The organism is Ruegeria sp. AD11(2025), assembly GCF_056542405.1.
On sequence record NZ_JBQFZU010000011.1, the window covers coordinates 1 to 20792 of the forward strand.

General features: G+C 59.9%; 21 protein-coding genes. 3 read left to right on the top strand and 18 right to left on the bottom strand.

Annotated elements, in window-relative coordinates; translation table 11 throughout:
* Positions 1–252 precede the first annotated feature (252 nt).
* From ACR1XY_RS12080 to ybgC, 10 genes are all read right to left on the bottom strand, one after another.
* A complete protein-coding gene (locus ACR1XY_RS12080; protein WP_480593591.1) occupies positions 253–828 on the bottom strand; it encodes an MOSC domain-containing protein in 576 nt (191 codons plus the stop codon).
* A 101-nt stretch (positions 829–929) separates the two neighbouring features.
* Positions 930–2846 (bottom strand): ATP-dependent zinc metalloprotease FtsH, encoded by a 1917-nt coding sequence (gene ftsH / locus ACR1XY_RS12085; protein WP_480593594.1) that lies wholly within the window; start codon positions 2844–2846, stop codon positions 930–932.
* A 76-nt stretch (positions 2847–2922) separates the two neighbouring features.
* Positions 2923–4176: a tRNA lysidine(34) synthetase TilS gene (tilS, locus tag ACR1XY_RS12090; RefSeq protein WP_480593598.1), complete on the bottom strand. Its 1254-nt coding sequence runs from the start codon at positions 4174–4176 to the stop codon at positions 2923–2925.
* Positions 4173–4997, bottom strand: coding sequence for a tol-pal system protein YbgF (gene ybgF, locus ACR1XY_RS12095; RefSeq protein WP_480593601.1), 825 nt, complete (start codon positions 4995–4997; stop codon positions 4173–4175). Before ybgF ends, tilS begins: the two co-directional genes overlap by 4 nt.
* Before the next feature lie 4 nt (positions 4998–5001).
* Entirely contained in the window at positions 5002–5511 is a 510-nt protein-coding gene (gene pal / locus ACR1XY_RS12100) for a peptidoglycan-associated lipoprotein Pal (RefSeq protein WP_480593603.1), read from the bottom strand.
* Between the two features lie 88 nt (positions 5512–5599).
* On the bottom strand, positions 5600–6919 hold the full coding sequence (gene tolB, locus ACR1XY_RS12105) for a Tol-Pal system beta propeller repeat protein TolB (RefSeq protein ID WP_480593605.1): 1320 nt from the start codon (positions 6917–6919) through the stop codon (positions 5600–5602).
* Positions 6916–8013 carry an energy transducer TonB gene (locus ACR1XY_RS12110; protein ID WP_480593606.1) on the bottom strand — a complete coding sequence of 366 codons (1098 nt, stop codon included), beginning with the start codon at positions 8011–8013 and terminating at the stop codon, positions 6916–6918. The genes tolB and ACR1XY_RS12110 overlap by 4 nt, the downstream gene beginning before the upstream one ends.
* A gap of 9 nt (positions 8014–8022) precedes the next feature.
* Positions 8023–8499 carry a protein TolR gene (tolR, locus tag ACR1XY_RS12115; RefSeq protein WP_480593608.1) on the bottom strand — a complete coding sequence of 159 codons (477 nt, stop codon included), beginning with the start codon at positions 8497–8499 and terminating at the stop codon, positions 8023–8025.
* 1 nt (position 8500) lies between these two features.
* Positions 8501–9196, bottom strand: a complete 696-nt coding sequence (tolQ, locus tag ACR1XY_RS12120) for a protein TolQ (RefSeq protein WP_480593610.1) — start codon at positions 9194–9196, stop codon at positions 8501–8503.
* 112 nt (positions 9197–9308) lie between these two features.
* Positions 9309–9716 carry a tol-pal system-associated acyl-CoA thioesterase gene (ybgC, locus tag ACR1XY_RS12125; RefSeq protein WP_480593612.1) on the bottom strand — a complete coding sequence of 136 codons (408 nt, stop codon included), beginning with the start codon at positions 9714–9716 and terminating at the stop codon, positions 9309–9311.
* A 198-nt stretch (positions 9717–9914) separates the two neighbouring features.
* On the opposite strand from ybgC, the gene ACR1XY_RS12130 reads away from it, so the two are divergent.
* Complete coding sequence (locus ACR1XY_RS12130) at positions 9915–11621, top strand: SulP family inorganic anion transporter (protein ID WP_480593614.1); 1707 nt, start codon at positions 9915–9917, stop codon at positions 11619–11621.
* Positions 11622–11624: 3 nt separating this feature from the next.
* On the opposite strand, the gene ACR1XY_RS12135 is transcribed toward ACR1XY_RS12130, so the two are convergent.
* The 4 genes from ACR1XY_RS12135 to ruvC all read right to left on the bottom strand — a co-directional run bounded on the left by ACR1XY_RS12135 (position 11625) and on the right by ruvC (position 14507).
* Positions 11625–12248: a hypothetical protein gene (locus ACR1XY_RS12135; RefSeq protein ID WP_480593616.1), complete on the bottom strand. Its 624-nt coding sequence runs from the start codon at positions 12246–12248 to the stop codon at positions 11625–11627.
* Between the two features lie 63 nt (positions 12249–12311).
* Complete coding sequence (gene ruvB / locus ACR1XY_RS12140; RefSeq protein ID WP_480593618.1) at positions 12312–13331, bottom strand: Holliday junction branch migration DNA helicase RuvB; 1020 nt, start codon at positions 13329–13331, stop codon at positions 12312–12314.
* Between the two features lie 4 nt (positions 13332–13335).
* On the bottom strand, positions 13336–14013 hold the full coding sequence (ruvA, locus tag ACR1XY_RS12145; RefSeq protein WP_480593620.1) for a Holliday junction branch migration protein RuvA: 678 nt from the start codon (positions 14011–14013) through the stop codon (positions 13336–13338).
* On the bottom strand, positions 14010–14507 hold the full coding sequence (ruvC, locus tag ACR1XY_RS12150) for a crossover junction endodeoxyribonuclease RuvC (RefSeq protein ID WP_480593622.1): 498 nt from the start codon (positions 14505–14507) through the stop codon (positions 14010–14012). The genes ruvA and ruvC overlap by 4 nt, the downstream gene beginning before the upstream one ends.
* Before the next feature lie 335 nt (positions 14508–14842).
* Here ruvC and ACR1XY_RS12155 point away from each other — a divergent pair, with 335 nt between their 5' ends.
* Positions 14843–15055, top strand: coding sequence for a DUF1127 domain-containing protein (locus ACR1XY_RS12155; RefSeq protein ID WP_480593624.1), 213 nt, complete (start codon positions 14843–14845; stop codon positions 15053–15055).
* Positions 15056–15154: 99 nt separating this feature from the next.
* Here the strand turns inward: ACR1XY_RS12155 and ACR1XY_RS12160 are convergent, their stop codons facing one another.
* The 4 genes from ACR1XY_RS12160 to ACR1XY_RS12175 all read right to left on the bottom strand — a co-directional run bounded on the left by ACR1XY_RS12160 (position 15155) and on the right by ACR1XY_RS12175 (position 20049).
* Complete coding sequence (locus tag ACR1XY_RS12160) at positions 15155–15499, bottom strand: hypothetical protein (protein WP_480593626.1); 345 nt, start codon at positions 15497–15499, stop codon at positions 15155–15157.
* 97 nt (positions 15500–15596) lie between these two features.
* Positions 15597–16475 (bottom strand): 50S ribosomal protein L11 methyltransferase, encoded by an 879-nt coding sequence (locus tag ACR1XY_RS12165; protein WP_480593628.1) that lies wholly within the window; start codon positions 16473–16475, stop codon positions 15597–15599.
* 66 nt (positions 16476–16541) lie between these two features.
* The gene (locus tag ACR1XY_RS12170; RefSeq protein ID WP_480593630.1) at positions 16542–17774 is read right to left on the bottom strand and encodes an MFS transporter; all 1233 of its coding nucleotides are present in this window, start codon (positions 17772–17774) and stop codon (positions 16542–16544) included.
* A 79-nt stretch (positions 17775–17853) separates the two neighbouring features.
* Positions 17854–20049, bottom strand: coding sequence for a primosomal protein N' (locus ACR1XY_RS12175; RefSeq protein ID WP_480593632.1), 2196 nt, complete (start codon positions 20047–20049; stop codon positions 17854–17856).
* 88 nt (positions 20050–20137) lie between these two features.
* Between ACR1XY_RS12175 and fsa the strand changes: the two genes are divergently transcribed.
* Positions 20138–20791 (top strand): fructose-6-phosphate aldolase, encoded by a 654-nt coding sequence (gene fsa, locus ACR1XY_RS12180; RefSeq protein WP_480593634.1) that lies wholly within the window; start codon positions 20138–20140, stop codon positions 20789–20791.
* The last annotated feature ends 1 nt before the right edge of the window (position 20792 follow it).

A 20792-nucleotide genomic window follows, 5' to 3' on the forward strand; every position in this document is an offset into this window, starting at 1 on the left:
AGAATCGATGCCGATCTTGGCACCGATTTCCTGAATCGGCTTCTTGTTCGCTTCGCGGGCGATTTCGATGTCGGATTTATAGCTCATTGGGCAGGGTCCCTGATTGAATGCCGTGCAAAACCGGCGCAATGCGTCGGCGCTGCGCAACCCATACCGTTGTGTACCAAACGGATGGCTATAGATTCCGACATATTTGTGCCGCGAAACGGCGTAGCGTCACTTCGCGGGCCTCTGATCGGAAACGAGTGACCCTTATGGTGCCCACCCCCTCTGATCCGGTACGAACAGGGTCATCTGGTCACCTAACTTCAATTCGCCAGGCCGTTCGACCCACGCGGTAACTCCGCGCCGCCCTTTTGCGGCCGGTTTGAATGCAGCCCCATACCCGGGAAGATCCGTCTCGATCTCACGCCCGGGGAGGACACAGGGGCGGTTCTCCATATCAACGGTGATGGTGACGCCTCCTGCGACCTGCAACCGTGAAGAGGGTGGAATGTGGGTAAAGTCCGGGATACCGCGCAAAACTATACTGGCCCCCAGAAAGGACGGGTCCAGTTGGTCCAGCGCCAGCTCTTGCGCCGTCCCTTCGATCTCTTCCGCAGACAGCACCGACAGTTGCCGGACATTACGGATTTCCGTGCCCTGCGGGTACAGGTTTTTCACCCGCACGCATGAGGCCCGGTTTTCGCCTTCATGCCGTGCGCCGCGATCCCCGGCAAAACCGAGATCCAGTACATCCACGGCTTTTGCGCGGATCGAATTGCCTGCGGGGACATGGCCCAACCAGATCACCTCGCCTCTATATTCAGTCTCGCGCGTCACTGGCATTTTCGCCCCTTTCCCAGACGGTTCTTTCGCCCGGCCGTAGACGGCAGTCGACCCTGCTTGGGAAGAAAAAAGACCCGGGACAAGGCCCGGGTCTGGTTTGTTTATGCCGAGGGTTCCGGCTCCATCCCGCCATCGGGCGGAGATTTCTTGACCTTGGTCTTCGGGATCGCCGTCACGCTCGGCGCACTGCCCTCGTCGGGCTTGTCGCCTTCGTCGTCACCTTCGCCAGGTGATTCACCGTTCATGACCCGCTTGATCTCATCCCCGGTCAGGGTCTCATATTCCAGCAGACCTTGGGCTAGACGCTCCCATTCCTCGTTCTTTTCGGTCAGAATCTGGTGGGCCCGCTCGTAACCCTGCTGGATCAGGCGCTTCACCTCTTCCTCAATCAGCTCTTTGGTATGAGCGGAAACCGAGAACCCGGCTGTGTTGCCCGAATATCCCTCATGCGCCTCCGCATAATCGATGTTGCCAACCTTGTCAGACATGCCCCAGCGCATCACCATGGCGCGCGCCAACTGGCTGGCCTGCATGATGTCTCCGGCTGGGCCGTTCGAGACGTGATCTTCACCGTATTTGATGACCTCAGCAGCCTTACCCGCCATCGTCATAGCAAGCTTCTGCTCGCACTCGTCGCGGTGATAGTTCAACTGATCCATCTCGGGCAGGCTAACAACCATGCCAAGCGCGCCGCCTCGGGGAATGATCGTCGCCTTATAGACCGGATCGCACAACGGTAGCGTCATGCCAACAACGGCGTGGCCCGACTCGTGATATGCGGTCTTTTCCTTCTGATCCTGAGTCAGCACCATCGAGCGGCGTTCGGCCCCCATCATCACCTTGTCCTTGGCGTTTTCAAAGTCCTCCATGGTGACAAAGCGACGGCCTACACGCGCGGCCATCAGCGCGGCCTCGTTCACGAGGTTGGCCAGATCAGCACCCGAGAAACCCGGTGTACCCCGCGCGATGATACGCAGATCGACATCAGGGCCCAGAGGTGTTTTGCGCGCATGAACGCCCAGAATTTTCTCACGGCCTTTGATGTCGGGATTGCCGACGGTCACGTTGCGATCAAACCGGCCGGGACGCAGCAATGCGGGGTCCAGAACGTCTTTTCGGTTGGTCGCGGCCAGGATGATCACACCTTCATTGGCCTCGAAGCCGTCCATCTCGACCAGCAACTGGTTGAGCGTCTGCTCGCGTTCATCGTTACCGCCGCCGTAACCGGCGCCACGATGGCGACCCACGGCGTCGATCTCGTCGATGAAAACGATGCAGGGTGCGTTTTTCTTTGCCTGTTCGAACATGTCGCGCACACGGGATGCACCGACACCCACGAACATCTCAACGAAGTCCGAACCCGAGATAGTGAAGAACGGCACACCCGCCTCGCCAGCAATCGCGCGGGCCAGCAGCGTCTTGCCAGTACCCGGAGGGCCAACCAGAAGCGCACCCTTCGGGATTTTACCGCCGAGGCGCGAGAATTTCTGCGGGTTACGCAGGAATTCCACGATTTCTTCCAGCTCTTCCTTGGCCTCATCGATGCCTGCGACGTCGTCAAAGGTCACGCGGCCATGCTTTTCGGTCAACATCTTGGCCTTGGACTTGCCAAAGCCCATGGCGCCGCCTTTGCCACCGCCCTGCATTCGGTTCATGAAGTAGATCCAAACCCCGATCAGCAGCAGGAAGGGCAGCAATGTGATCAGGAAGGACTGAAATCCGGATTGCTGCTGTTTCACCGCCTGAACAGGAATGTTCTCCTTGATCAGCAGTTGGGTGACCTCGGCATCGCCGGGCTTGATGGTGACATAGTTCGCGCCGCTTTGGGTGGTATAGCGAATCTGCTCACCATCCAGCGTCACATTCTTGACTTCGCCGCCTTCAACCGCAGTGACGAAATCGGAATAGGTTTTTTCATTGCTCTGAAGCGTTCCGCCTTGACCGCTGAAGAAATTGAACAGTGCAAGGATCAGCAGAAACAGAACGACCCAGAAGGCGATGTTACGAGCGTTGCCCAAGGAAAATCTCCCAAAAGGTTTCGGCAGATGGGGACCTGCCGGGTTGTCCTATAAAATAGAGATGATTCAAGCATGTTCAATGCGATAAAAGCGAAGAATAAAACTCGGGCCTATACGCGGCGAATTCAGCGGTCCAACCGTTTGAATAGTCGACCAAAGGCGCCGCCAGCAGGTTTTCCCCGCTCCAGACGGCGGGTGAAGACAACAGCGCCCGACGGGGTTTGCCCAAGGCGCGCCACTCGGGCACCTGCGGCAAACCTATCTCTCCCAGTGCGCGGATCTCGGTGCCCGGCGTTCGGGGTCCGGATAAGATCCAGCGGTTATCCCAGACCTCTTGCGGTGCGGCGGTTGCTGTCGCCACAGCGTTTAGCTCCCTGCAAAACCACGTTTTATCCTGATGCGGGACCAGAAGACAGCCCGCGAGGGTCAGTGTTTGCCCTTCTCGAACAGCGGTGGCGGCCTGATCGACAGCTGCTCCGCGCGGCGGATAGCCCTGCCCGGCAATCCAAGCGATGATACCGACGACCAGCCGCCTTTGGATTTCCATTGGAAGCAGTTCGAAACCGTTGCGGTCGACACAGACATCCCCGCCATCGGCTGTTGCAATCCTACACGCAGATTCCTGCGTATAGCGCGCCAGCGCCTCACGCGCTTGTGCAAGGTTTTCAGCGACCCGGGCCAAAGATTGCGCGGAAATCCCAAGCAGCCCAAGCCCCGTCAGCGCCTCGCGAGCCTTGATCCGGTCGAATCTTTGGTCGTGATTCGAAGGGTCATCGATCCAGCTCTCACCTTTCCCCGACAAGTAGTCTCGCAAGTTTTGCCGCGTGATCCCCAGCAACGGACGCAGTAGAGTGACGCCATTTTGGTCCCGCGCGTCAGGCATACCCGAAAGGCCACTGACCCCTGCCGCCCGGCCCAACCGCATCAGCACCGTCTCGGCCTGATCATCTGCCGTATGGCCCAGAGCGATTGCCGGGATGTCATTGCGCCGCGCCCAGTCGGACAACAACCGGTATCGCGCCTGCCGGGCCTGATCTTGCAGATTTCCTGCGCCATCCCAGCCCTGCCACAGCAACGTTTCGTGGGGGATGCCCAAGCGCGCGGCCAGTCTGGCAACTTTATCGGCCTCAGCGGCAGCTTCGGGTCGCAAACCGTGATTCACCGTTGCGGAAAACAACCGGATTGGTTCGGTTTGCGCAATTTCACGCAGCAGGTGCAGCAGAGCGACCGAATCTCCACCGCCGGAGACGGCGACACCTAAACGCGGCGGCAACCGGTCAGGCAGCCGCGCGCGAAGTTCGGATCGAAGAGTATCGGCCTGATCGGTCAAGAACAGCCCAGCGACGCCATTTCCTGCGTGGCGGCGGATACGGTGGCCGAAGCCGGAAAGCGCACACCAACCTCGGACAGGGTGATGCAGGCCTGATCAGTTTGACCCAGACGCCCCAGTGCGGCCCCCAGTTCGAACAGGGCCTCGGGCGCGAATGCGCCCTCGGAATCACCGGTGAAGCTGGCCAGAAACGCCCGCGCGGCCTCACGCGTGTCGCCCAGACCTTCCAATGCCTGCCCACGTTTCAGATTGGCTTCGGGTGCAAGCGGGCTGCCGGGATAAGCAGTGTCGAATTGTGCGAACTGATCGGCTGCGGTTTGAAAGTTGCCCTCCGCCAAGGCTTGCGCGGCAGCATCAAAATCTGCCTGTTCACCTACCGCCAATTCTCCCTGTTCGATCACGGGGGGGGTTGTTGGCGTAGCCGGTGCTGCTGCGATGATTTCAGTTTCACCGCCCAATGTACTGGTAGGCTCACCCGAAATTTCACAGTTTGGCTCCAACTCGCAAAGGCGGAATTCCATGTCACCAATCCGATTGGTGCCATCAGTTACAATATTCTGCACGCGCTGGTTCAGTTGTTCGGTCTGGCGTGTCAGGCGCTGCAGTTCTGCCTCGATGGCATCCACGCGTTCCAAAACGGAACTGCCGGACAGGTTCGGGGCCGGAGAGCCAGTCGTTGAAAACTCACGCTTCAGGCGCTGAATTTCCACATGCAGCACCGTCAGTTCCTGACGGATATCCGCCAAGGTCTGCTGATCCTGTGCTTGTGCCATTCCGGCGGTTGCAACAACCGCAGCCAGAACCCATCCTGCAACTCTCATCGTCTTACCCCAAGGTTGAACCGGTCAGCACCGTCACCGCACGGCGGTTCTTGGAATAACAATCCTCGGTGCTGCAAATCTCGATCGGGCGTTCCTTGCCATAGCTGACGGTGGTCAGACGGTTACCCGCCACCCCGCGCGAGATCAGAAACTCACGGGCCGCATTGGCCCGGCGTGCGCCCAAGGCGAGGTTGTATTCGCGTGTGCCCTGCTCATCTGCATGGCCTTCGATTGTGGCCACATAGTCCGGGTTCGCCATCAGCCAATCCGCCTGTCCCTGCAGGGTTTGTTGTGCCTGCGGTGTCAACGTCGATTGATCCACCGCGAACAATACCCGATCACCGATGGTTTGCTGGAAATAGGCCGGCGAACGCGGATCGCTGGGCGAACCCGGTGCGATTGCGCCATTTGCGCCATTGCCGAAACCACCGCCCAATGCCGACGGATCATTGTTGGTACAAGCGGCCATCACGCTCAGCGTGCCCAAGGCCAGGATTTTGCCCAATACGTTCATTTCAAGTGCCTCGTTGTTTTATCGGTTTATTGCCGTCTCTGTAGCACAGTGCAGGTTTTTTGTGAACTTTTCCAAGCCCCTGCCCCGATCAATTCTGCAATGGCCCCCAGGAAGGATCGCTGCCGCCATCGGGGGTGCGCACCGGGCGCAAGTTCCGGCCCGAGATATCCACCGAATATAGCGACGCCCGACCGCTGGCCCCCTGCGTTTCGCGCGTGAACATGATGACACGGCCGTTGGGTGACCAAGTCGGGCCTTCGTCAAGGAAAGACGAGGTCAGCAGACGTTCCTCACTGCCATCGGTGCGCATGACGCCGATATGGAACCGGCCCTTGTTCTGCTTGGTAAAGGCGATCAGATCACCCCGCGGTGACCAGACCGGCGTGCCATAACGGCCTTGCCCGAAACTGATGCGGGTCGCCTCACCGCCATTAGCAGGCATGATATACAGCTGCGGCGTTCCGGACCGGTCGCTTTCGAACACGATCTGAGAGCCATCCGGTGAATAGCTGGGTGCGGTTTCAATTGCTGGCGTGTTGGTCAGGCGCACGCTCTGACCCGAGGCGATGTCCATTTTCCACAGATCGGTGTTGCCGCCCTGGATCAGCGAATACACGATTGAGCCACCATCCGGAGAGAACCGGGGTGAAAAGCTCATCGTGCCTTCCTGCGTTTTCAACTCGGTCCGGCGAACGCGATCCACATCCAGCACGTAGATACGCGGCTGGCCGCTTTCATAACTGGTATAAAGCAACCGATCGCCCGTGGGAGAAAAGCGCGGGGCCAGAACGATTGCCGCGCTGTCGGTCAGGTACTGCACATTCGCGCCGTCGTAATCCATGATCGCCAGGCGCTTCAGGCGCTGATCCTTGGGGCCGCTCTCTGACACAAACGCAACGCGGCTGTCGAAATAACCGCCCTCGCCGGTGATCCGGCTATAGACCTGATCAGCCACCTTATGCGCCATGCGTCTCCAGCCATCGGTGGTGCCCGCAAATTGCAAACCATTGCCCAGCTCCTGCCCCGAGAACACGTCCCACACCCGGAAGCGCACGGTCAGGCGATTGCCCGAGACGTTCACGGCACCCGTCACCAGCGCCTCGGCATTGATGGCTTTCCAGTCGGCGAACTGGACCGGGGCTTCAAAGCTGCTGACCCGGCTGATGAAGGCTTCGGGCGAGATTTCGCGGAACAACCCGGTGCCGGTCAGATCGGCCGCAACGACCCGAGAGATATCGTTGGCATATTGCGTCGCCGCTGGCCCGTCGGGCACAAAATTCGGCACGGCGAAGGGCAAGGGTTCGATGATCCCCTGATCCAGTTCCAGACGCAGCGGTCCGTTCTGGGCTTTTACCGGTGCCGCCAAAATCGTCAGGCCAAGCAACAGGCTGGTCAGAATTCTCATCATTTGATCCGCATCCTCTCGGGATTGAATGTAATCTCAATATCCCGCCATTGGTCATATTTGTCAGCAGGCAGGGTGTATCCTTTGGCGCCGCAGCGCAAAATGGCTCGTCTGGCGGCTTCATAGGCTTGTTTCGCCGCCCCGGCAGACCCGCCAGAGCTGTCGATCATGCGCAGGCTACCCCCGACGATCTTGCCTTCCGGAGTTAACGAAAAGCCAACAACCACAACAGTTTGCAACGCATCTGTGGACAAAGACCCCACATTCCAGCACTTAGAAACAGCCAGGCGCATGGCGTCTTTTTCACCGCTGGTCAGTGGCGGGCCGGACGGTTCGCTGCCCTGCCCCAATGCCTCTGCCAGTGCGTCGTTGATGGCAGAGTCGCTTTGCGCGGGCTCGGGCGGCGTCGGGTCCTGTTCTTCAGCCACTTCGGGCTGCGTCGGAGGTGCAGGCCGGTTTGGCCTCACCCGCGGCCGTGGAGAAGTGCGCGGGGCGTTGTCCTTGGTCTCTTCGGCCTCGGTCACGATTTCATCGGTCGCCTCTTCCGGGGCGGTCTGATCCTGTTGCTCCTCTTGAGTTTCGGCCCCTTCATCCAGCGACACGGCGGGCGTCTCCACCTCATCCGGCTGCGCCTCGGGCGGCGGCGGCGCGATGGGTTCCGGGGCCACCTTGTCGGCCGGGCGCGGCTGCGCCTCGGGGCCCGGAGGTACCGGCAACACTTCGGTTACAGGTTCGGGCTGCTCCAGTGTCGGGGGCTCATCGACCACTTCGGGTTCGGGCGGGGTCTCTACCGGATCGGGCACCGGGTCGGGCTCAGGTTCCGAGGGCGTCGCAACCTCGGGAGGGGTCAGTTCCTCCTCCACCGGAGCCGTCGGGGTCACTTCTTCCTCGGGTGGGTCGGGCTGTTGCAAGGCGGTGGGGGTCGGCACCTCGGGGGCGTCACGCTGCGCGGTCATCGCTGCAAATTGCTCACCCGTGACCACGGATACCTCCTGCACCGCCATAGGCAAGGGTTCGGACCGGAAGGTACCGCCGAAAAAGGCCCATCCAATCAAAACGACGTGGGCAACTGCCGAGATCTTGGTGCCGGTATCCACCGCGCGGCCTCACTCTCCACCTTCTTCCAGCGTCGGCCCGCCGGTGTCTGTCACCAGGCCCACATTGGAAAACCCACCTGCATTCAGCGCGCCCATGACCTGCATCACCTGGGCATAAGGGATCGCCCCGTCGGCCCGCAGGAACACGCGGTCACTGCTGCGCTCGGACGCGATGGCGCGCAGCTTGCCAATCAATTCCCCACGCTCAACATCCGTGGTTTGAATCTGCACCCGGCCATCCGCAGTCAGCGTCACGGTCAGGGGTTCTTCATTGTCACCGGGCAAGGCGCTGGCTGCCGTTTTCGGCAAGTCGACCGGCACTCCGACGGTCAGCAGCGGGGCCGCCACCATGAAGATGATCAACAACACCAGCATGACGTCGACAAATGGCGTTACGTTGATCTCGGCCATCGGTTGCGCGCGGCCGCGACGCCGCCCGCGTCTGCGTCCGTTCCCGCCGCCGTTTTGCTGAACCGCCGCGCCCATGTCAGCTGTCCAACTGGCGCGACAGGATTGTGGCGAACTCGTCGGCAAAGGCCTCATAGCCGTTCACGATCCGGTCGCTATCCGCGCTTAGCTTATTGTAGAAAATTACCGCTGGGATCGCCGCCAGAAGGCCCAAACCGGTGGCCAAAAGGGCCTCGGCAATACCAGGGGCCACAACGGCAAGGTTGGTATTCTGCTGTTCGGCAATCTCGATAAAGGCGTTCATGATGCCCCAGACGGTGCCGAACAGGCCGATAAACGGCGCAGTGGAACCGACGGTGGCCAGGATAGACAGACCTTTTTGCAGCGTCTCGGCTTCTTTGGCGATTGCCACGTCCATCGAACGGTCGATCCGCGCCGTGGCCCCTGCAATCAGCCCTCCGTCGGTGCGATGAGACCGCCGCCATTCGATCATGCCGGCGGCAAAGATTTTTTCCGAACTGCCATCGGGCTGGGTGCCAATCTGTTCGAACAACTCGTCCAGAGGGTTTCCGGACCAAAAATTCTCATCAAATCCCTGCGCCTCACGACGGGCCGCGCGATAGTTGATCAGTTTCTGAATGATAATTGCCCAGGACCAGATCGATGCGCCAACCAGCATCAGCATCACCAGTTTGACGATAAATGTCGCGCGGGCATAAAGCCCCCACATGGAGAAATCGATCTCCTGCGCCAGCGCCAGCGTTTCAGCTTCCATGAATCTGCTCTTTGTTTTTTGCCTTATGGCCGTTCGATTTGGCCTTGTTTTGCCAAACGCTATCGCAGTTGGATACGAAAAGCCAACATAACCACCCCCACGCCGCAATTTGTTACAACAATGCGCGAATCTCTGCCGGAAGCCGTACCGGCTTGCCCTGCGCATTCATGCAGACTGCGGTGACCGTGGCACGAAAAACCTCGGTATCGCCCCGCTTTACCAGTTGCCCCATAGTCAGCCGCACACCCGAACGGGACAGGAAGCGGGTTTCGATGGTCAGTTCATCCTCAAACTTAGCTGTTGCCAGATAGTCCGCCTCGATCCGCCGAATGACCCAGACAACGCCGCCGTCACGCATGGCATTCTGGTCGTTTCCCAAACGGCGCACATAATCCGACCGGGCACGTTCGATGTATTTCAGGTAGTTTGCGTGATAAACCACTCCGCCCATGTCGGTGTCTTCGTAATAAACCCGGACCCGGTAGATATGCGTGTCTTGCGCTGCGGTGCTTACGGCCATGGTTACATATCCGGTCTATCTATCAGCTCTAATCGTCTGGCTCGTGGCGAGCCGTACCATCAACAGATGCACGTGCATCAGCGGCCGTGCAATCCCCGCGAGACTACAAATTTCAGCTTACACGGTCCTCGGTATCGAAATCCTGCCCCATGCCGACTAACCTGCCAAAATTGGGATGTGAATGTAACAGGTGATTGAATGGCAGAACCCCACGGAAAAGAGGGCAGATCTCCGCTTCCCATCCTACAGGGCATCCTGCCGCTCAACCGCTCTGCCCTGCCGACCGAGGTTCTGGCCGGGCTGACCTTCGCCTGCCTCGCGATCCCCGAAGTCATGGGTTACACCAAGATCGCCGGCACTCCGGTGGTCACCGGGCTGTACACGATCCTGATCCCGATGGCGCTGTTTGCCCTGTTCGGGTCGTCGCGCCACCTGGTGGTGGGGGCGGATTCAGCCACTGCGGCGATCACGGCGTCGGCGCTGGCGGGCATGGCGGTTTCCGGATCTTCGGAATATCTCGCGCTGGCTTCGCTATTGGCGTTGATGGCGGCGTTGCTGTTGATCGCAGCGCGCCTTGTCGGCCTTGGGTTTCTGGCGGATTTCCTGTCACGCACGGTACTCATCGGGTTTTTGACAGGCGTGGGCATACAGGTGGCCACCGGCCAAATTCCCGGAATGCTGGGGGTCGAAGGTGCCGGCCACGGCACGATTGCCAAGCTCAGGGACATCGCGCTGCATTACGGCCAGACGCATTGGCCAACGGCTGCCGTGTCCGTGGCGGTGCTGGCGGTTGTCCTTGGATGCAAGCGGTTGTCGCCCAAAGTTCCGGGGCCGCTATTCGCAATATTGGGTGTCATTCTGTTCAGTTGGGCCTTTCAATTCAGTGCATCCGGCATTGGCGTACTGGGAACGGTGCCCGGCGGCCTCCCCGCCCTGTCGATCCCGGATGTGGATTGGAGTTGGGCCCTGTTCAAGCAACTGACACCCACCGCGCTGTCGATCTTTGTGGTGATCCTGGCACAAAGCGCGGCGACCTCGCGCGCCTACGCTGCACGCTACGATGACAATTTCAGCGAGAACACCGATCTTGTCGGGCTGGGGTTGGCCAATCTAGGAGCAGCCTTCACCGGGACCTTTGTGGTCAATGGCAGCCCCACCAAGACCGAGATGGTGGCCAGCGCCGGAGGCCGCAGCCAGATCGCTCAACTCACGACGGTCGCGATTGTCCTTGTGGTGATCCTGTTTCTGACCGGCCCGCTCGCGTTCCTGCCCAATGCAGCCCTGTCAGCTGTGGTATTCCTGATCGGCGTCAAGCTGATCGACCTCAAAGGCCTTGCCGCCATATACCGGCAGGCCCGATCCGAGTTCTGGATCGCGCTTACGACTGCTGCCGTTGTGGTTTTCGTTGGTGTCGAGCAAGGGATTATCTTTGCGATGGTCCTGTCACTAATCGACCACACGCGCCATGGCTACCGCCCCAAGAATGCAGTGATCGTCAAAAGCGACGATGGCGGCTGGCGGTCCAAACCCATCACCGTACCAAACCAGTTCGAACCCGGCCTTGTGATCTATCGCTTTTCGCACAGCCTGTACTACGCCAACACTCAGCGCCTGTCGGACGAGGTGGCAGCGATCGTGGGTCAATCCAACCCGCCGCTGCGCTGGTTCTGCTTAGACGCCTCTGCCGTGGACGATATCGACTTTACCGCGGGCTATACGCTGCGCGGCGTTCACGATCAGTTGAAGTCCAGAAACATCAAACTGGTCTTTCTGCTGGTCGAGCCCAATGTCCGCAAAGAACTCGACCGTTACGGGATCACCGATCTGGTCGGGACGGACGCCTATTTCGAGACAGGGAACGCTCTGATCGAGGCGTTTCATCCGACGAACAAACCACCCACCTGAGGCCTATTGCAGCGGTTTCATCCGTGCGAACAACCGCAAGGCATGGGATTTGTCCTGCGCCGCCCCAGGCAGGACAGGATCATAAGCCGCCCTGATCAGTTCAGCGATGTCGGGCCGCAGGACGGTTGTGTCCCCGGCCACCGCCAGCGGCGATTGAGACCGAAACGCGGCATCCGACCACAGCAAAACCGTCTGCACAACCTGACTCAACGCCAAAGTTTCGGCCGGTACTTTCGACAATTCCTTGTCCATTCTAAGGAAAACAAAAGCTGCGCGGATTGCGCCGTCTTCCTCGAAACGAAAGATGCGATATTGGTTGGCATCCGCTGCAACCAACCGCTCGACCAGAGGCGCCAGATCGGGGATCAGCCGGTCCAGATCGGGGACCTCCAGCAACTCCTGCCAGTCGCGGAAGAAGAAAACCATGCAATTGGCACCCAGTTCCGGGTCAGTCTCGGCCATCTTGTGCCCGGCCAGCGCCACCACGGCCTGGAACGCGCCCTTGACGGTGGCCAGAGTTTCATCCTCAACGCCAAAAACGATCGGCACAATGGGCCGCCCCCAACGCGCGAACAGAAACTCACCACTTTCGCGGGTGAACAAAGCCTGGATGTCTTCGGGGTTCACGCCCAATCCTTCATCTTTTCGATAATACTCTCGCCGACGGCTTAAATTCTCTGACGTCCGGCTTCAACCAAACAGATCGCTTTGTCCCCGCGGTGCCGCCATCCCCAGATGCGTCCACGCCTTTTGCGCCAGCATCCGACCGCGCGGTGTCCGTTGGATCAGACCCTGCTGCAACAGATAGGGCTCAATCACCTCTTCCAGCGAATCCCGGCTTTCCGACAGAGCTGCCGACAAGGTCTCAATCCCCACCGGTCCACCCGCATAGTTCTCGGCGATCAGTTTCAAATACCGCCGGTCCGCTCCGTCCAAACCCAGAAAGTCCACGCCCAGCCGCGTCAATGCCCCGTCGGCCAGTTCGCGGGTAATCCGCCCATCGCCTTCGACAATGGCGAAATCGACGACCCTCCGCAGCAGCCGCCCTGCAATCCGCGGCGTCCCGCGCGAGCGGCGCGCAATCTCCCGTGCACCATCATCATCGGCAGGTGCACTCAGCTTGCGCGCGTTACGGGTGACGATCTCGTGCAGCTCATCGACCGTGTAGAATTGTAGCCTTGTTGGAATACCGAACCGATCACGCAGAGGCGTCGTCAACAGGCCCATCCGCGTGGTGGCACCGACCAGCGTAAAGGGCTGCAGCTCGATCCGGACCGTGCGCGCGGCGGGGCCTTCACCGATCACCAGATCCAGCTCAAAATCCTCCATCGCCGGGTACAGCACCTCTTCGACCGCCGGGTTCAGACGGTGTATTTCGTCGATGAACAACACGTCCCGCGATTCCAGATTGGTTAAAATCGCCGCCAGATCACCCGCCTTGGCCAGCACGGGCCCAGAGGTCATGCGGAAATTCACCCCCAGTTCGCGCGCCATGATCTGCGCCAGCGTCGTCTTACCGAGACCCGGAGGGCCATGGAACAGAGTATGGTCCATCGCCTCACCCCGCTGACGGGCGGATTGGATGAACACGCGCAGGTTGGCGCGCGCCTCAGCCTGACCAATGAATTCGTCCAACCCTTGCGGACGCAGGGCGCGGTCATTGTCCTCGGGCAGAGGGTCCGGGCGCAGGGTGGGGTCGGCATCTACCATTCAATCACCCTTTCGGTGCAAGTAATTTCAGAGCCGCGCGGATCAGGTCAGCCTCACCGGCACCTGGCAGGCTGGCCGCCGCTTCGGCCACGGCAGACGCGGCGTCTGAGGGCCCATAGCCCAGATTGGACAAGGCCGACAGTGCACCCGCCGTAGCTGCTGCCGATCCCGAGGCCGGTTTCGCCGCCTGTTTCGAGGCCGGTGAGGGTTCGGCGAGTTCCACAACCTCCAAGGCGGGTCCGCCCATCGCCTCGGTCACAGTTCCTCCCATGGCCATCACGCCCGGCGCCTTGTCCTTTAGGTCCAGAACGATCCGCTGCGCCGTCTTCGGACCGACCCCTTTGGCCGCCTTCACCGCGCCCCAGTCGCCCAAAGCAATCGCCCGGCTGACTCCATCTGGCCCCAGCGCCGACAAAATGGCCAGCGAAACCTTGGCCCCAACACCCTGAACCGAGCACAACAGACGATGCCATTCCTTCTCGACCAGCGACAGGAATCCATAAAGCTGCATCAGGTCTTCGCGCACAACCATGTCGGTGTAGATCGAGACCGCCTCACCCACACCCGGCAGCGCCGCCATGGTACGGTCCGAGCAATAGACGATGTACCCAACCCCGCGTACGTCGATCAACACGTGATCAGATGCCCGATAATCCAGCCGCCCTGTCAGTTTTCCAATCATGCCCGCACCTCTTTCATCCGCGCCCGGGGCGCTGTGCCGTAATACGAGTGACAGATGGCAATCGCCAGTGCATCTGCCGCATCCGCCCCTTTGGGCTGACAGCCCGGCAATTGCAGTTTGACCATGTGCAGGATCTGCTCTTTCTCAGCATGGCCGACACCCACGACGGTTTTCTTGACCCGGTTGGGCGCATATTCCCCCACCGGCAGTCCGGCCTGTGCCAACGTCAGCAGGGCTACGCCCCGGGCCTGACCAAGCTTTAGCGTTCCCGCCCCGTCTTTGTTAACGAAAGTCTGTTCGATGGCGGCCTGATCGGGCTGATGTTCGGCAATGACTTCGACAATCTGGTTGTGCAACGACAACAACCTTTCCCCCAGATCATCTCCGTCGGATTTGCACAAGCCATTCGCTACATGGCTCAACCGGCTGCCATGCGATTCGATGACGCCCCATCCCAGGGTCCTGAGCCCCGGATCAATGCCCAGAATTCGCATATTTCGCCTCAGCCTGCTCGGGTTTTTGTGATCTTTCTTTCGGATTAGCACGAAGCGTGAACATTTTCCAAGCGAATTGACCCTGCGCCTGAAAACGACACGACTGTCTCAGGGGCGACAAAACGGCCTGATTGCGACCGCAGGAAGTCTGAATTCGACACGTTTTCTGAACGCCTAATGGCCTATAAATTAACGGTTTTTAAGGAATCAACACCCTTGCAAAAAACGCATAGGACACATGCAATTTCCACACTTGTGCGGCCACATAGACAAGACTAGATGCCGCTCAGATCAGATGATCAAAAGTTTAATCTCTAACCAGAAGGAAACAGGATATGGCTGCACTGGACACCACTCGCACCACCACTGGCTCGTTCGGCCTCGTCGGCCGTATTGGCGTAACTTTCGCATCGGTCGTGAACGCCGTTGTTGAATGGAACGACGCCCGCGTAACACGCAACGCGCTGAGCGGTCTGACGGATCGTGAACTGGAAGATATCGGTTTGTGCCGCGGTGATATTGACTTCGTCGCAGAAGGTCGTCGCTAAGAGACAACCACCACTCACTCGCCCCATTCTCCTCTGGGGCACAAAAAAGAACGCCGCGCATTTCACGATGCGTGGCGTTTCTCGTCAATGCTGATCGGTTTAGTGAAGGAATCCGCTGATCTGGGCCGCAAGAAACTCGGAAACCGGATCAATCTGCATCACCCATGCACCAGCCTGTTCAACAGATGTCCCCTGCGCCAGGCTGTCGACACGAAACTGATAGGCCGAAGCGCCCAAGCTTGCCAGCAGAAAGACCTTGAACGCAAATAGGCCCAGAAGGCACCCAAAAAGCGCCTTTACCGGAACCGCAGACTTAACCCGCTGCGGTTTCATGACCACAAGGCCATCCTTGCGCATCGTCGCGCGATAGCCTCGGCTCAGCTTGGCGTGCTTTTTGTTCAAGCGATGAACACGCTGATCGAATTCTAGTTGTTTTCCCGTCATGGCAGCCTCCAAAAACCGCCCCCGTAACCACGTCATGACGGTAATTACAGATTGCGACAAAAAAGAGGCAAAAATCTATTGAAGTTCTGGAAATGGCCTAATTTCGGCCCTTATTGCGCAAAATTAGCGTCGTCCATTCACCAATTTCGTCGCTTCTGACCAGATTGAACCCGTTTTGCGAATAAATCGAGATCACATCATCGGCCTGTTCGTTGAGGATTCCCGACAGGATCGCATATCCCTCACCCCGCAGATTCGCTGCGATTTCAGGAGACAAAGCCACCAGCGGGCCTTTGAGAATATTAGCAAAAATCAGATCGTACGGGGCATGAGACTGCAGGTCAGGGTGGTCGAAACCGGCGGCTTCAACGCAATTCACCTGCCCGGACATGCCGTTGGCCTTCAGGTTTGCCTCGGCCACATCCACCGCAACCTGATCGATGTCGCTGGCGATGATGTTGCCGTTCCAGACCCGCGCAGCCGCCATCGCTAAAACAGCAGTGCCGCAGCCGATATCGGCCACATTGGTAGCCGCAAACCCGTCATCCAGCAGATAATCAAGCGCCTTGAGGCAACCCAGCGTGGTACCGTGATGGCCAGTGCCAAAGGCCATCGCGGCCTCGATCAGCAGCGGGATGCGCCCCTCTGGCAGTTTGTCTGCGTCATGGCTGCCGTAAACAAAGAACCGGCCAGCCTCGACCGGGGCCAGTTCGCGGCGCACATGGGCGACCCAGTCGGTTTCGGGCAGTTCCGAGACTACAAAGGGCTTGGCCTCGAACGCGACCGCCAGAACGGCCAGTGCAGTTTCGTCCGGCGCTTCGGTGAAATAGCCACCCACTTCCCACAGGCCCGAGCCATCCTCGACCTCGAACACGCCGACGCCGGTGGGTTCCGGGTCCAGACGCTCCATCGCTTCGCCCAGACCTTCGGCGGCTTTCTTGCCGGTCAGAGTGGTTAGCGCGGTGAATGTGGGCATGGGGGCCTCCTGTCTCAGTTGAGACAGCGCCTAGGGCCACACGTAGGCAAGGTCAAGCATTTGCAACTACTCCGCAGGTGCCGGAGCGTATTTCGACAAGATGGTCTCGTTACCCGGTTCAGGGTGGCGCGGGATAAGCAGCGAAAGGCCCAGCGACACCAGCGCCATTGCAGCGGCCAGACCAAAGACCGCACCGGGTGACACTACCCAGAGCAAACCCAGCAGCGCAGGCAGAAAGACAGCCGCGATGTGGTTGATCGTGAAAGCCACTGCTGCGGTTGGCGCGATATCGGCCGGGTCGGCGATTTTCTGAAAATAGGTCTTCAACGCCAGCGCCAGAGCAAAGAGTACATGGTCGATCACATAAAGGATCGCCGCCAGCAGAACACCCCAGCCGAACCAGTAGATGCCGCCATAAGCTGCGAAGACAATGGCCAGGCCCGTGTATTCGAAAATCAGCGTACGGCGCTCACCAAACATCGACACCGCTTTGCCCAACATTGGGGCCGCCGCCATGTTGATCACAAGGTTGATCAGATAAAGGCTGGTCAGTTCGTGCACTTCAAAACCGAACTTCTCGACCATCATGAAGCCCGCAAAGACAACGAAGATCTGTCGCCGCGCGCCTGCCATGAATTGCAGTGCGTAGTACAGCCAGTACCGTTTGCGCAGGATCAGCTTTTTGGTCTGCGGCGTGGGTGCGTCGAATTGCGGATAAGCAAACAGACTGAACAGCGCCAGCAACGCCGTAACACCGCCTGCGGCCATGAACACAAAGTTATAGGACAGATCAAACCGATCCCAGGTCAGCACGATCAAGCCATAGACAACCGCCGTGGCCGCCGATCCCATGGCCACCAGCCAGCCCAGCACCTGCGGCGCGCGGTCCTTGGGTAGCCATTGCAGCTGCAGAGACTGGTTCACCGTTTCGTAGTAGTGAAAGCCGATCGAGCTGAACAAAGTCACGAAAAGCAACCCGCCCAGACTGGGGAACCACGCGGTCACCGCCGTCGCCACGCCCAGCATCATCAGCGAAATCATCGCCAGCATCTGCTCGCGGACGAAAATGATCACCGCAATCACGCCAACGGCCAAGAAGCCCGGAATCTCGCGCACCGTATGCAGCAGGCCGATATCCGCGCCGTCGAAGTTGGCAACCTCGATGACGAAGTTGTTGAGTAGCGCGCTCCACGCGTTGAAGGCGATGGGCATGGTCAGCGCCATCACGAACAAGAGCGTGATGGGACGGCGCCAGAACGGCAGGCTCTGCGCCTCGGAAAGCGGCATGGGTTTCAGCATGGGACTCCCTCTACGCCTATTTTCGCGGTTTGGCGAGGGCCAAGGACGTGGCGCACATTGGCTCTGCGCAGGCGCAGAGTCAGTAAAAGCTCTGCGGGTCGATATCGACGGTCAGGCGGATGTCACCCTTCAGGCGCAGGGGGGCGATCCAGCGGGCGATGGCGTCCTGAATGGGCGCGCCCTTGGGGGCCTTTACCAACAGTCGCACACGGTGACGCCCCCGGATACGCGCAATCGGCGCAGGGGCCGGGCCAAAGACCTGCGCGCCGATATCTCGCAGAGGTACATCGTTGCGGGCCATAGCGTTGCCGATATCGAAGACCGGCCCGACCTCGGGCCCCGACAACACGATCCCCGCCATACGCCCATAGGGCGGGACTCCGGCGGCCTGCCGCCCGGCGGCCTCGGCCTTCCAAAATCCCTCTTCATCGCCCGACAGGATGGCCCGGATCACCGGGTGCTCCGGTTGAAAGGTCTGCAACAGCGCCTGCCCCGGCTTGTCCGCTCGGCCAGCGCGACCTGCGACCTGCCGCATCAATTGAAACGTCCGTTCGGCAGCCCGCAGGTCGGCGCCGTGCAGTGAGAGGTCGGCATCAATTACGCCGACAAGGGTCAGCTTTGGGAAGTTATGCCCCTTGGCCACTAGTTGCGTACCAATGACGATATCTGCGTCGCCCTCGGCAATCTCTTCTATCTTGGCCTTCAACGCCCGCGCCGAGCCGAAAAGATCGGAACTGAGCATGGCGATCTTGCCTTCGGGGAAGGTGGCCTCGGCCTCTTCTGCCAGCCGTTCTATGCCCGGTCCGACCGGGGCCAGTTTACCCTCAACCCCGCAGGATGGGCAGGCCTCGGGCATCGGCTTGGTCTCACCGCATTGGTGGCACATTAGTCGTTTCAGGAATCTGTGCTCCACCATCCGCGCATCGCAGTGGTCGCAGGCGATCTGTTCTCCACAGGCCCGGCACAGCGTCACAGGTGCATAGCCCCGACGATTGATGAACAAGAGCGACTGCTCGCCCCGTTCGATCCGCTGCCGCACCGCCTGCCGCAGAGACGGGGAAATCCACGTTCCCGGCTGCATCTGCTCGGCCCGCATGTCGATAGGCTTCATCTCGGGCAGCACCGCCACGCCAAACCGCGATGTCAGGTCGAGCCGTTCATATTTTCCGGCCTCGGCATTGGCCCAGCTTTCCAGTGACGGCGTGGCACTGGCCAAAATCACCCGCGACCCGCAAATGGCTGAGCGCAGAACCGCCATGTCGCGGGCGCTGTAGTGCACGCCGTCTTCCTGTTTGTACGAGGTGTCGTGTTCTTCATCGACCACCACCAGCCCCAAATCACGAAACGGCAGGAACAGCGCCGACCGCGCGCCCACCACCAGCTGCGCATCCCCCTGCCCCACCATTCGCCAGACCCGGCGACGTTCCGTCATGGTCGCGCCTGAATGCCATTCCGCCGGACGCGCGCCGAACCGCGCCTCAACCCGGGTCAGAAATTCGGCTGTCAGGGCAATCTCGGGCAGCAGCACCAGAGCCTGCCGCCCCGTCCGCAGCGCTTCGGCGACCGCTTCCAGATAAACCTCAGTCTTGCCTGAGCCGGTCACGCCTTTCAGCAGCGTGGTTCCATAATTTCCGGTGCGCTGTCCGGCCCGCAACCTGGTAACCGCAGCCGCCTGATCCTCGGTCAGTTCTTTGCCCGGCAGGTCCGGGTCCAGATGTGGATAGGGTAGATCGCGGGGGCTGTCCTCTTCCCGCACCGCACCCTGTTTCACCAGCCCTTTCACAACGGAGGACGTCACCCCCGCCTGTTCGGACAATTCCTTCAGCGTGAAAGCCAGCCCGCCATAGTCGCGCAGCACTTCCAGCACACGGGTCCGCGCATCGGTCATCCGATCCGGCTCGCTATTACCAAGGCGGTAAATCTTGCGCATCGAGGGCGGATCACCCAATCCCGGCGCGCGCGTCGCCAGCCGCAGCATCGCGGGCATCGGCGTCAGCGTGTAATCGGCCACACGACCCAGAAACACCCGCATCTCTTCGCGCATCGGTGCGACTTCAAGCACCCGGATCACCGACCGAGCCTTGCTGATGTCGAAGCCACCTTGCCCCGGCCCCCAAACCACGCCCAGCACCTTTCGCGGCCCCAAAGGCACTTCGACAAAAGCACCCAGAAAACACCCGCCCTCGGGTGCTTTATAGTCCAACGTCCGGTCCAGCGGCTGCGTTGTCAGCACCGCAACCAGCTCTCCTTGGTCGAAAAAACCGTTAGCGCTCACTGTATATCCTTTGCAGGGGGTTCCAGCATGGGTCTCTTTGAGGTAAAGCCATCCGCGACCAAGGCCAACCCATCAAAGGACTGCCCTCATGAAATTCTTCGTAGACACAGCCGAGATCGAGGCAATCGCCGAACTGAACGATCTGGGCATGGTGGACGGTGTGACCACCAACCCGTCGCTGATCCTGAAATCGGGTCGCGACATTCTTGAAGTAACCAAAGAAATCTGTGATCTGGTCGATGGACCCGTCTCGGCCGAAGTCGTCGCGACCGAGGCTGACGACATGATCGCCGAAGGCCGCAAGCTGGCCAAGATCGCTCCGAATATCGCCGTCAAGGTTCCGCTGACCTGGGCCGGTCTGAAAGCCTGCAAGACGCTGACGGACGAAGGCCAGATGGTCAACGTGACGCTTTGCTTCTCGACCAACCAGGCGATTCTGGCAGCCAAGGCAGGTGCGACCTTCATCTCTCCCTTCATCGGCCGCCTGGACGACATCAACCTCGACGGCATGGACCTGATCGCCGATATCCGTCAGGTCTATGACAACTACGGGTTCGAAACCGAAATCCTGGCCGCGTCGATCCGCACAGTGAACCACGTGACCGACAGCGCCCGTATCGGTGCGGACGTGATCACCGCCCCGCCCGCCGTGATCAAGAAACTGGCCGATCACCCGCTGACCGAAAAGGGCTTGGAAACCTTCCTGGCAGACTGGGCCAAAACCGGTCAGAAAATCCTCTGAT

Coding starts and splice junctions, on each gene's coding strand:
- ACR1XY_RS12080 (WP_480593591.1), bottom strand. CDS start 828: ATGCCAGTGACGCGCGAGACTGAATATAGAGGCGAGGTGATCTGGTTG.
- ybgF (WP_480593601.1), bottom strand. CDS start 4,997: ATGAGAGTTGCAGGATGGGTTCTGGCTGCGGTTGTTGCAACCGCCGGA.
- pal (WP_480593603.1), bottom strand. CDS start 5,511: ATGAACGTATTGGGCAAAATCCTGGCCTTGGGCACGCTGAGCGTGATG.
- tolB (WP_480593605.1), bottom strand. CDS start 6,919: ATGATGAGAATTCTGACCAGCCTGTTGCTTGGCCTGACGATTTTGGCG.
- tolR (WP_480593608.1), bottom strand. CDS start 8,499: ATGGGCGCGGCGGTTCAGCAAAACGGCGGCGGGAACGGACGCAGACGC.
- tolQ (WP_480593610.1), bottom strand. CDS start 9,196: ATGGAAGCTGAAACGCTGGCGCTGGCGCAGGAGATCGATTTCTCCATG.
- ybgC (WP_480593612.1), bottom strand. CDS start 9,716: ATGGCCGTAAGCACCGCAGCGCAAGACACGCATATCTACCGGGTCCGG.
- ACR1XY_RS12130 (WP_480593614.1), top strand. CDS start 9,915: ATGGCAGAACCCCACGGAAAAGAGGGCAGATCTCCGCTTCCCATCCTA.
- ruvB (WP_480593618.1), bottom strand. CDS start 13,331: ATGGTAGATGCCGACCCCACCCTGCGCCCGGACCCTCTGCCCGAGGAC.
- ruvA (WP_480593620.1), bottom strand. CDS start 14,013: ATGATTGGAAAACTGACAGGGCGGCTGGATTATCGGGCATCTGATCAC.
- ruvC (WP_480593622.1), bottom strand. CDS start 14,507: ATGCGAATTCTGGGCATTGATCCGGGGCTCAGGACCCTGGGATGGGGC.
- ACR1XY_RS12155 (WP_480593624.1), top strand. CDS start 14,843: ATGGCTGCACTGGACACCACTCGCACCACCACTGGCTCGTTCGGCCTC.
- ACR1XY_RS12160 (WP_480593626.1), bottom strand. CDS start 15,499: ATGACGGGAAAACAACTAGAATTCGATCAGCGTGTTCATCGCTTGAAC.
- ACR1XY_RS12165 (WP_480593628.1), bottom strand. CDS start 16,475: ATGCCCACATTCACCGCGCTAACCACTCTGACCGGCAAGAAAGCCGCC.
- ACR1XY_RS12170 (WP_480593630.1), bottom strand. CDS start 17,774: ATGCTGAAACCCATGCCGCTTTCCGAGGCGCAGAGCCTGCCGTTCTGG.
- fsa (WP_480593634.1), top strand. CDS start 20,138: ATGAAATTCTTCGTAGACACAGCCGAGATCGAGGCAATCGCCGAACTG.